Annotated in this window: 11 protein-coding genes; 4 read left to right on the forward strand and 7 right to left on the reverse strand. The window is 56.3% G+C overall.

The features are described 5' to 3' along the window. A partial coding sequence (locus V7665_RS10155; RefSeq protein ID WP_335664423.1) for a 3-hydroxyacyl-CoA dehydrogenase family protein occupies nucleotides 1–433 on the reverse strand: 433 nt, incomplete at its 3' end. A 76-nt stretch (nucleotides 434–509) separates the two neighbouring features. Here V7665_RS10155 and V7665_RS10160 point away from each other — a divergent pair. Further along, entirely contained in the window at nucleotides 510–1,607 is a 1,098-nt protein-coding gene (locus V7665_RS10160; RefSeq protein ID WP_335664424.1) for a DUF1176 domain-containing protein, read from the forward strand. 3 nt (nucleotides 1,608–1,610) lie between these two features. Here V7665_RS10160 and egtD read toward each other — a convergent pair whose 3' ends face one another. From egtD to gluQRS, 5 genes are all read right to left on the reverse strand, one after another. After that, nucleotides 1,611–2,570 (reverse strand): L-histidine N(alpha)-methyltransferase, encoded by a 960-nt coding sequence (gene egtD / locus V7665_RS10165; protein WP_335664425.1) that lies wholly within the window; start codon nucleotides 2,568–2,570, stop codon nucleotides 1,611–1,613. A gap of 17 nt (nucleotides 2,571–2,587) precedes the next feature. Further along, nucleotides 2,588–3,778 (reverse strand): ergothioneine biosynthesis protein EgtB, encoded by a 1,191-nt coding sequence (gene egtB, locus V7665_RS10170; RefSeq protein ID WP_335664442.1) that lies wholly within the window; start codon nucleotides 3,776–3,778, stop codon nucleotides 2,588–2,590. A 155-nt stretch (nucleotides 3,779–3,933) separates the two neighbouring features. Next, nucleotides 3,934–4,512, reverse strand: coding sequence for a cob(I)yrinic acid a,c-diamide adenosyltransferase (locus tag V7665_RS10175; protein ID WP_335664426.1), 579 nt, complete (start codon nucleotides 4,510–4,512; stop codon nucleotides 3,934–3,936). A gap of 12 nt (nucleotides 4,513–4,524) precedes the next feature. Further along, on the reverse strand, nucleotides 4,525–4,755 hold the full coding sequence (locus V7665_RS10180; protein ID WP_335664427.1) for an HIG1 domain-containing protein: 231 nt from the start codon (nucleotides 4,753–4,755) through the stop codon (nucleotides 4,525–4,527). A 15-nt stretch (nucleotides 4,756–4,770) separates the two neighbouring features. Next, nucleotides 4,771–5,655 carry a tRNA glutamyl-Q(34) synthetase GluQRS gene (gene gluQRS, locus V7665_RS10185; protein ID WP_335664428.1) on the reverse strand — a complete coding sequence of 295 codons (885 nt, stop codon included), beginning with the start codon at nucleotides 5,653–5,655 and terminating at the stop codon, nucleotides 4,771–4,773. Nucleotides 5,656–5,742: 87 nt separating this feature from the next. Here gluQRS and V7665_RS10190 point away from each other — a divergent pair, with 87 nt between their 5' ends. Next, nucleotides 5,743–6,309, forward strand: a complete 567-nt coding sequence (locus V7665_RS10190; RefSeq protein WP_335664429.1) for an HNH endonuclease — start codon at nucleotides 5,743–5,745, stop codon at nucleotides 6,307–6,309. Between the two features lie 26 nt (nucleotides 6,310–6,335). On the opposite strand, the gene V7665_RS10195 is transcribed toward V7665_RS10190, so the two are convergent. Then, nucleotides 6,336–6,746: a response regulator transcription factor gene (locus tag V7665_RS10195; RefSeq protein WP_335664430.1), complete on the reverse strand. Its 411-nt coding sequence runs from the start codon at nucleotides 6,744–6,746 to the stop codon at nucleotides 6,336–6,338. Nucleotides 6,747–7,029: 283 nt separating this feature from the next. Here V7665_RS10195 and ppc point away from each other — a divergent pair, with 283 nt between their 5' ends. Continuing rightward, nucleotides 7,030–9,717 carry a phosphoenolpyruvate carboxylase gene (gene ppc, locus V7665_RS10200; protein ID WP_335664431.1) on the forward strand — a complete coding sequence of 896 codons (2,688 nt, stop codon included), beginning with the start codon at nucleotides 7,030–7,032 and terminating at the stop codon, nucleotides 9,715–9,717. A gap of 131 nt (nucleotides 9,718–9,848) precedes the next feature. After that, the coding region (locus V7665_RS10205) for a molybdopterin-dependent oxidoreductase (RefSeq protein ID WP_335664432.1) at nucleotides 9,849–10,484 on the forward strand (636 nt) is incomplete at its 3' end.

Below are 10,484 nucleotides of genomic sequence, written 5' to 3' on the forward strand. Positions count from 1 at the left end.
GCGGCACCGGATTGAAGAAGTGCACGCCGACAAAGCGGGCCGGGTCCTTGACCGACTGCGCCAGCCGAGTGATCGATATTGACGATGTATTGCTGGCGAGAATTGCCTGATGGCCGAGAACTTCAGAGGCTGCTGCGAAAATCTGACGCTTCACCTCTTCCCGTTCGGTCGCTGCCTCGATGATGATATCGGCATTGGCCATCGGATCGAGCTGGACGATCGGTTCAATCCGGCTGAGCGCGGTGTCGGCGGCCTGTTGTTCGATCTTTTCCTTTTCAACCAGCCGCGCCAGCTGCTTGGCAATACCGGCCTTGCTGCGTTCGGCGATCTCCATGCTGACATCCGAAAGATAGACATGATAGCCTGCCTGGGCGGAAACCTGAGCGATACCGGCGCCCATTTGCCCCGATCCGATAATGCCAATTGCTTTCATTTCATGCCTTTCGAGCTGTTCTTCATCATTTAACAAGCCACTAGCGAGTATCCGCCAAACTGGCTAGATTGCAATTATGCTGCCAATGACTTTCATCGCTGGAATATTTGCGACAATCGCCGCTGCTGCCGCAATGCCGGCGCCGCAGCCGGGTGAAATCCGGACCTTCGGGGACTGGGCCGTCGGCTGCGACAATGGCGGAAATTGTCAGGCGGTCTCGCTGGTGCCGGAAGTCGGTGGCGCAGACTATGATGATTGGGAAGGTCCGGTCTCGATCATCCGGACCGCAGGCAGCGATGATATTTTCAAGATCCATATTTCATTCGAAGCCAAGGATATGGATCGCTACAAGATGATCGTTGACGGCCGTCTGGTCGACACCGGCCCGATTGTGCAGGGCGACTATCCGATCGAGATTGTCGGCGAGGATGCCAAAAAAGTGGCTGCAGCCATTGTCAAAGGCAAGCAGCTTGTCTTGCAGGGCCCAGCCGATGAAAATATCACCCGGATTTCGCTGGCCGGTTCATCAGCCGCCTTGCGCTATATCGACCAGAAACAGCAGCGTGCCGGAACCGATACGGCGCTGGTTGCGAGAGGGTCGCGCGCTTTTAAGCCCGCGAATAACAAGATACCGACGATCATGGTCGACCGTTGGGACGCTGCCGAACTGGTACCGGAAACCAGCGATATCATCACGCTGGTCGAAAATTCAAAATGCAAGGACGAGCGCTATGGGGTGGTTGAGGATCAAGTCTTCCCGCTTGGCAAGCGCGAAAACAGGTTCCGGGCGCTGGTGCTGATTTCCTGCGGCTCGGGAGCCTATAATTTTTCCAGCGCGCCTTATGTCGGGGAATATATCGCAAATGAACGCGCCACCAGCGGCTGGACTTTCGCCCCGGCCAATTTTGACCGTCAACCCAGCTGGGGCGGCGAAGGCACCGATCCTGTGCTGGTCAACGCCAGCTGGGACGAACAGGACCAGACGATCAGCAGCTATGGCAAGGGGCGCGGTCTCGGCGATTGCGGCAGCGCGGAAAATTATGTCTGGGATGGGGACAAATTCCGTCTGATCGATGCCAGCGCGATGCCTGAATGTCGCGGCGCCTATGAATGGATCACCACCTGGCGGGCGCAATATCGTAAACTGGAAAAGGCCGTGCCGGCAGCCGACTGAATATCAGGGTGCGTGCTTGTAAGGGTGCGCTTCAACTAGCATGAGCGTGAAATAGTCTTGCTCGTCGCTCCATTCGTGCAGCGGCGTCCAGCCGCCAGCCCGCAACATCAGGCGGGCATCGCGCAAACCATATTTGTGGCTGTTCTCGATGTGGATTTTCTGACCCTCGACCATTTCATAACCATGTCCGTCGATCGAAAACTGTACATCAGCCAGTGCCTCCAGATAGATTTCAACCCTTGCATAGAGATCGTTCCAGACAGCCAAATGCCGGAATGTCTCACAGGGAATATTAGCGTCCAGTTCGCGATTGATCCGGTGAAGAAGATTGAGCGAGAATTGCGCCGTCACCCCGGCAGCATCATCATAAGCGTCAACCAGCGTCTTGATGTCCTTGATCCGGTCAAAACCAATCAGAAGCTGCGCGCCTTCACCCAATGTTTCCCGCATGAAGCGGAGCAGATCAACCGAGGTGCGGGCGATCATGTTGCCAATCGTCGAGCCAGGGAAGAACCCTAGCTTTGGCATGTCTGCAACGGCCTCGGGCAATGCCACGCGCTTCATGAAATCGGCCTCAACCGGATATATCGGCAGGTCCGGAAATTCGGCCTGAAGCAGCGATGCGCTATGTTCAAGAAACTCCCCTGAAATATCAATCGGCACATAGGCGGCAGGATCAATCGCCTTCAGCAAATGCGGGGTTTTGACCGAACTGCCCGAACCAAATTCAATCACGGCCCGTTTCGGGCCCACGGATGCGGCGAAGGCGGGTCCGTTTGCTTTGAGTAGATCGGTCTCCGTGCGGGTCGGATAATATTCGGGAAGCTCGGTAATCTCTTCAAACAACTCCGAACCGCGCCGGTCATAAAGCCAGCGCGCCGGAATCGCATAAGTCTGGTTCTCAAAACAGCGTCTCACATCCTTGCGGAATGTATGATCGACGATGGCGGTGGTCATATCCATGATAGAAATCCTTGACCCTAAAGGTCTTTTGCAAGCCGCAAGCCAGTGAACTGCCAGCGCTGTTGGGGGTAGAAGAAATTGCGATAGCTGGGCCGGATATGGCCGGGTGAAGTGGCGGTGCTGCCACCTTTCAGGACCGACTGTCCGGACATGAACTTGCCATTATATTCGCCCACCGCCCCTTCGGCGGGTTTGAAACCGGGATAGGGCCGATAGGCGCTGCCAGTCCATTCCCAGACCGAACCGCTGTTCGGCAATCCTTGGCCGGCCGCCACTTCCCATTCCGCTTCGGTCGGCAAACGGACGCCAGCCCATGCGGCATAAGCATCGGCTTCGTAGAGACTGATATGTTTGACGGGCGCGAACAGGTCGAGACTGTGATTGCCCGCCAATCCGAATTCCGCCCATTGCTGATCGCTCGTCCGGTTCCAGTATAATGGGGTTTCAATATGTTCGTTCTGGACCCACGCCCAACCATCGGACAGCCAGTGGCGAGCATCGCGATAGCCGCCGTCCTCGATGAACGCGAGCCACTCGCCATTGGTCACCGGACGATTGGCGATCGCATGCGGATGGAGCAGCAGATCGTGGCGCGGCCCTTCGCAATCAAAGGCAAAGCCCGAGCCATCATGTCCGATCTGGTGAATGCCGGTCCCGCCTTCGATCCATTGCAATGGCCCGGGATCAGCGGCGCGATCTGGCACCTTGCTGGAATAGGCAGGCTTCAGCGGATTGCGCGAGAAGAGATGGAGAATATCGGTGAGCAGCAATTCCTGATGCTGCTGTTCGTGATGGAGGCCGAGCTCAACCAGATCGAGCAGCGCCTCGGGAAAATCGGCCATCGCTTCTACCATCGCGCCATCGACATGGCTGCGATAGTCGATCACTTCTGTCAGCGAAGGGCGGGTCAGCAAGCCTCGCTCTGGCCGCGCATGCCTTGCCCCTTCGGCTTCATAATAGCTGTTGAACAAATAGGGGTAGGCCTCGTCAAACAAGCGATAGCCGGCGACATGGTCTCGCAATAAAAAAGTCTCGAAAAACCAGCTGGTATGGGCCAGATGCCATTTTGTCGGGGACGCATCATCCATCGATTGTGCGGTGGCATCGGCATCGCTCAAACCTTCGGCAAGACCAACCGAATGGTGTCTGACATCCCTGAAACGATCGAGCAGGCCACTCGATCGGGGAATATAGTCTGCGTCAGCCAAAGGCGGCAACGGGCGTTGTGGTTGGCTGACGATCAATCCTACTCCAGTGGATATTCTGGTTCTGCTCAGAACATAGAGCGAACAATGAACAGGTCAACAGCGCATATTTGCGCCAGTTGGTTGCAAAAAGACACAAATCGCCGCACAACTGCGGCCTAGCGGGATGCTCCCGGCACCCATAGAATATCGTCTTTCCCGCCACCATTGAGCACCCGTCCGAGGACGAACAGATAGTCCGAGAGGCGATTGATATAGGCCAGTGCCCGCGGGTTGAGCGGCATGTCTCTGCCAGCGGCAACACAGGTCCGCTCGGTCCGCCGGGCCACGGCCCGGACAAGATGAACGGCAGCAGCGGCGCGCGCACCGCCAGGCAGAATAAAACTGGTGAGCGGATCAAGGTCGGCCGTGGCTGCATCAATATGCTTTTCCAGCCGCTCTACCTGCGATGACACGATCCGGAGCACCATTTCTGAAGGGGCAAAATCATTCCCCGCTTCGGCCGGCGTTGCCAGATCCGCGCCGAGATCGAACAGGTCATTCTGGACCAGACGCAATTGCTGAACCAGCGCATCATCGGTGATTTCGCAAATCGCTACACCAAGCGCGCTGTTCAGTTCATCAACATCGCCAATCGCCGCCATCCGCGGATCATTCTTGGCAATCCGCGATCCGTCGACCAGCCCGGTGGTGCCGTCATCGCCGGTTTTTGTGTAGATTTTGTTGAGCTTTACCATCGGGGAAGCGGCCTAGCTCTGGCCACCCGCCACAGCCAGCAATATCACCACCAGCACGATCGCAATCGCCTGATATTTGACACGGGCAAACATCATTTCATTCTGTTTCTTGTGCGACGCGGTGATGCCGTCTGCATCGACGTCGCCCGGCTCCATATTGGCGAAGGCAATCAGCCCGCGCACGAGGGCGTAAACAACAGCACCTGCCGCTGCGATGATCATCAATATCAAAATATAGCTCATATATGCACCTTAAGCTTACGAAAGAGAGATGCCAACCGGGAAGATTCCCTGCCTCAACTCTTCGATTAGTTGATAGCCGCTGCGACCCGCTGTCCGCAATACGGACAAAGAGGCAGAATCGCGGCTTTTTGAGAGTTTTGCCCCGCTTGCATCGAGCAGCAGCGGGTGATGGAAGTAAACCGGTGTCGGCAAATCCAGCAGCGCCTGCAGCAGGCGGTGGATATCGGTAGACGCGAACAGATCGTCACCACGCACCACATGGGTAATTCCATCGCGGGTATCATCCAGCGTCACCGCCAGATGATAGGCCACCGGCATATCCTTTGGCACAAGAACGACATCACCCAGCTTTTCCGCGCAGGTCACTTGCTTGCCATGCCGTTCGTCCAGCCATTCCAGTGGCCCGGTCATGGCAATCGCCTTGGCAACATCAAGACGCCAGCAATGCGGCTCTGTTGCCGCCCGTTGCCTGGCCAGTTCCGGGTTCAAATGGCGACAGATCCCGGCATATATCGGACCATTCGGACCTTCTGCCTGCGAATCATCTGCCTGCGCTTGCCGCATGCTCGTCCGCGTACAGAAACAGCGATAGAGCAAATCCATCGCCTGCAGCCGTTCGACGGCCCCGGCATAGCTTTCCAGCCGGTCAGACTGAAAAATCACATCGCCGTCCCATTGCAGCCCGAGCCATTGCAAATCGGCCAGAATCGACTCGACAAAATGCGGCCGGCTGCGGCCACTATCAATATCCTCGATCCGCAGCAGAAACTGCCCGCCTCTTTCGCGAGCATAGTCATGCGCCACCATCGCCGCATAAGCGTGACCCAAATGCAACAATCCGTTGGGGCTAGGGGCAAAACGCACCACAATATCTCGGTTTAAATGCGTACTTGACGTCATAAGCCGGATATTGTTGTTTGTGTAATAGTCATGTCATGTTCCTAGGCATAAAGAGTGGACAGTAAAGGACAAGGGAGGCAAGCGCTTATGTATCACCCCGACCTGCAAAGGCATCCGGAAAGCTGCCCCTCGCTCGTCCTCAACGCAGACTATACGCCTCTGTCTTATTATCCGCTCAGCCTGTGGCCCTGGCAAACCGCGATAAAGGCGGTGTTTCTCGACCGGGTCGACATAGTCTCCAGCTATGAGCGTGAAGTGCACAGCCCCAATCTCGACATGAAAATCCCGTCGGTGATTGCGCTGAAAAAATATATCAAACCGTCGGAATATCCGGCCTTCACCCGCTTCAACCTGTTTCTGCGTGACAAGTTCGAGTGCCAATATTGCGGATCACCCGAGCATCTGACCTTTGACCACGTCATCCCGCGCCGCCAGAAAGGGCGCACGACCTGGGAAAATGTCGCCACTGCCTGCCTGCCCTGCAACCTCAAGAAAGGCGGCCGGACGCCCAAGGAAGCGCATATGCAGCTCGCCAACCGTCCGATCAAACCGACCAGCTGGCATCTGCAGGAACATGGCCGGGCTTTCCCGCCCAATTTCCTTCACGATACGTGGCACGACTGGTTATATTGGGATATCGAGCTGGAAAGTTAGCCTGCCATAAGCCCTGCAACTGAAGATCAGAAGGATCGCATCGGCAGTTTTTGCGTTTCTTTCCGCTTTTGAACATCATCAAGCATATGTTCAACAATGACCACCAGTTCGTCGGGATCAAAAGGTTTCTTCAGATATTCCGTCGCACCCGCCTCCAACGCAATGCGTTCGTCGGCAGCGGACGATCTTCCGGTCAACATAAGCACCGGTGTGGCGAATAGTTCGTGATGGTTGCGAATCCGGCGAACAACCTCGACTCCGCCCATGCCAGGCATGCTGCAATCAAGAATGATAAGATCGGGAACTTTGAGCTTGGCGACCTTGAGCGCGGTGATACCGTCGCCAATCACGCCCACGGCATGGCCCTCGTCCATCAGTGTATCGCGAACGATCTCACCGACCAATTCGTCATCCTCCGCATATATGATTCTCGCCATCGATAATCTCCTTGAAATATAATGATAGCAAGATCTGGTTAACAAATTTCCCTGTTTAAGTAACTATTGAGTCTTGTTAAATTCAGATTCTATTGCCCTCCGCACTCATTATTTCCCGAAATTTTGAATTATTTCCTTCTGATCCGGATATCTGTCCATGTTGCCTCCAGCATTCGGTCCCGACCGTTCTCCCAATATATTATGCAGATAATGCACTAGAAGTTATTGTCGCAAGCACACAGAATTTCTTGACCGCCGCGACACCGCAGTGCAGCATCTTTGGATGACCCAATCCCTCACCGTCCGCCAGAATCCCGACATCAAATATCTCGGCAAATTGCTCGGTGATGTCATTCGCTCCTATGGCGGGGAGGAATTATACCAGCGCACCGAATATATCCGGTCAACCAGCGTTGATCGGCACCGGGGTCTGGCCGATGCCGACGCGATTGACCCGGGTCTCGATGCGCTGAGTCTGGACGAAACGCTGGCCTTCGTCCGCGGCTTCATGCTGTTTTCCCTGCTCGCCAATCTTGCCGAGGATCGCCAGGGCGTGGCAGCAGAAAAAGGCGCTACGGTGGTCGAGGCGATCGAATTGCTCGCCAGCGAAGGGGTTGACCGACAAGCGATCCTGAAGCTGCTCAATGATGCGCTGATTGCGCCGGTGCTGACCGCCCATCCGACCGAAGTCAGGCGCAAGAGCATCATCGATCACAAATCCCGGATTGCCGAACTTCTGCTGATGAAGGATGCCGGAGACAGCGAAACCCCGCAAGGCGACATGCTCGACGCAGCGATCATGCGCCAGATTGCCTTGCTCTGGCAGACCCGTCCACTGCGCCGCGAGCGGCTGTTCGTCACCGACGAAGTGCAGATTTCACAAAGCTATATGAAGGATGTATTCCTGCCGGTTCTACCCCGGCTCTATGCTAAATGGGAACGGATATTGGGCGAGCGCCTGCCCAGTTTCCTCAAGCTCAACAGCTGGATTGGCGGCGACCGGGACGGCAATCCCTTTGTCGACGCAGGCGCGATGGAGGAAGCCTTGTCGCGCGCGGCCGAAACCGTGATCGGCTATTATCTTATGTGTGTTCATACATTGGGTGCCGAGCTCTCCATATCCACCGAACTGGCCGAAGTGCCCGAAGCGGTCATCGCGCTCGCCGAGGCCAGCGGTGACGATGCGCTCAGCCGCAAGGACGAACCCTATCGCCGCGCGCTGTCAGGCATATACGCCAGACTGTCGGCGACCCATCTCAAACTCTGCGACCATGTACCGGGCCGCATGTCGCCAATTGCAGCCGAACCCTATGACAATCCGCAGCAATTGCGCGAGGAACTTGTCATCCTAGCGCACGGCCTCAAATCGGCCGGCAAGGGCGTCTTCGCCACATCAGGCGCATTGGGAAGACTGATCCGCACGGTCGAACTGTTCGGCTTCCACCTCGCCACCCTCGACATGCGCCAGAACAGCAAGGTCCACGAACGGGTGGTCGCCGAACTGCTGAAGCAAGCCGGGGTTGAGGCTGATTATCTGGCCCTTGACGAAGCGGCACGCGTCAAACGCCTGCGCACAGAATTGGCCAATAACCGTCCTTTGGCCAGCCCATGGATCGCCTATAGCGAAGAAACGGCAAAAGAATTGTCGATCATCCGTGCCGCCGCCGGAGCGCATCGCAAATATGGCCCCGACGTCATCACCAATTATAATATCAGCAACGGCGAAAGCGTTTCCGACATATTGGAGGTCTATGTCCTGTTGATGGAGACGGGTCTCTATCACGCGCCGACAGAAGATAATGCAGCACCCTCCTGCCCGGTCATGGCGGTGCCGCTGTTCGAGACGGTAGCCGATCTTGAAAATGCACCCGAAGTGATGACCGATTTCTTCGCCATTCCGGAAATGCATGCTCTCGCGAAGGGCCGCGGACATCAGGAAGTGATGATCGGCTATTCGGACAGCAACAAGGATGGCGGCTATCTGACCTCGACCTGGAGCCTGTTCAAGGCGAGCGATGCTCTGACTCCGATATTCGCCAAGGCTGGCATAAAAATGCAGCTGTTCCACGGACGCGGCGGAGCTGTGGGCCGAGGTGGCGGCTCAGCCTTCGGGGCAATCAAGGCACAACCCAAGGGAACCGTCGCCGGCCGCATCCGCATCACCGAACAGGGTGAAGTGATCGCCGCAAAATATGGCACAGAGGATGTCGCGGAAGCCAATCTGGAAGCGATGACATCGGCGGTGTTGATCAATTCGCTGGAGCCTGATCGGACGGACAGCAAGGTCCAGGCCGATTTCGCGGCGGCGATGGATAAAATTTCCGGAGTCGCGTTCACCGAATATCGCGATCTGGTCTATGGCGACGATGCGTTCCGGACCTTTTTCCGACAAATGACGCCGCTGACGGAAATTGCCAAACTGAAAATCGGTTCGCGCCCCGCCAGCCGCACAAAAAGCGACAAGATTGAAGATTTGCGCGCCATTCCATGGGTGTTCAGCTGGGCACAGGCGCGGGTGATGCTGCCGGGCTGGTATGGCGTCGGTCAGGCGCTCGCGGCTTTTGACGACAAGGCCAAGCTGAAGGATATGGCGCAAAGCTGGCCATTTTTTCAGGCGACACTGTCCAATATGGAAATGGTTTTGGCCAAGTCCGACATGGGCATCGCCGCCCGCTATGCCGGACTGGTCGAGGATCAGGACATGGGCCAGGCCTTTTTCGGTCGCATCCGTTCCAGCTGGTATCAGACGCGCGATATATTGCTGGACATCACCGACCAGCCGCATCTGCTGGCCAAGACCCCTTCCCTGTTCAACAGCATCGAATTGCGCCTGCCCTATATCGAGCCGCTCAACCATCTGCAGATCGAGCTGATGAAACGCCTGCGCGCCGGGGAAGATGATCCGCGCATCGGCGAAGGCATTCAATTATCGCTCAATGCCATTGCCACCGCACTGCGCAATAGTGGTTGATTTTGAAATGCGCCGATAGCGGGCAACGCTATTCTAGGGATTTTGAGCTGAAATAGTATTTTTCCGAGCATTTTTGTCAGTCGCTTACCGCAACAACCATGCCTAATAATCTCCACAAATAGGAGAGATTCATGGCCGTCGAATCGAAACGTAGTTTTTGCCGTTTTTGCCACGCCAGCTGCGCGATGGTTGTTGAAGTCGAAAATGACAAGATTTTGTCTGTCAAAGGCGACAAGCAGGATCATCTGTTCAATGGCTATACCTGCATCAAGGGCCGCCAGCTTCCCGATATGCACAATCTTCCCGACCGGATGATCACCAGCAAGATTCGCCAGCCCGATGGCAGCTTCAAGGATATCGCGACTGCTGATGCTCTGGCACTGGCCGGCGCGCAGATGAAGAAAATGGTCGAGGAACACGGCCCCCACAGCATCGCGGTCTATTGCGGCACCAACGCTTTCCAGAACAGCGCCGTTCTGGGCACTTCCTATGCCTTTGCCCAGGGCATCGGTTCGCGCAACTGGTATACCAGCGTCACCGTCGATCAACCGGCCAAGGTCTTCACCACCGCCCGCTATGGCATGTGGATGGGCGGCGGCAACGCCTTCACCGAATCCGATGTCGCGATGTTTGTCGGCAATAATCCGATTGTCTCCCACTATTCCGGCGGCATGCCGACATCCTCGCCATCCCGCGGTCTGCGCGATGCCAAGGAACGCGGCCTCAAGGTTATCGTTGCCGACCCGCGGGTGAGCGAGATGGGCAAG

The sequence above is a fragment of the Parasphingorhabdus sp. genome (assembly GCF_036964675.1).
Lineage (GTDB): Bacteria > Pseudomonadota > Alphaproteobacteria > Sphingomonadales > Sphingomonadaceae > Parasphingorhabdus.

Bases quoted from the DNA above. Each gene is read 5' to 3' on its own strand.
- egtD (WP_335664425.1), bottom strand. From the start codon at position 2,570: ATGGATATGACCACCGCCATCGTCGATCATACATTCCGCAAGGATGTG.
- ppc (WP_335664431.1), top strand. From the start codon at position 7,030: ATGACCCAATCCCTCACCGTCCGCCAGAATCCCGACATCAAATATCTC.
- V7665_RS10175 (WP_335664426.1), bottom strand. From the start codon at position 4,512: ATGGTAAAGCTCAACAAAATCTACACAAAAACCGGCGATGACGGCACC.
- V7665_RS10160 (WP_335664424.1), top strand. From the start codon at position 510: ATGCTGCCAATGACTTTCATCGCTGGAATATTTGCGACAATCGCCGCT.
- V7665_RS10195 (WP_335664430.1), bottom strand. From the start codon at position 6,746: ATGGCGAGAATCATATATGCGGAGGATGACGAATTGGTCGGTGAGATC.
- gluQRS (WP_335664428.1), bottom strand. From the start codon at position 5,655: ATGACGTCAAGTACGCATTTAAACCGAGATATTGTGGTGCGTTTTGCC.
- V7665_RS10180 (WP_335664427.1), bottom strand. From the start codon at position 4,755: ATGAGCTATATTTTGATATTGATGATCATCGCAGCGGCAGGTGCTGTT.
- V7665_RS10190 (WP_335664429.1), top strand. From the start codon at position 5,743: ATGTATCACCCCGACCTGCAAAGGCATCCGGAAAGCTGCCCCTCGCTC.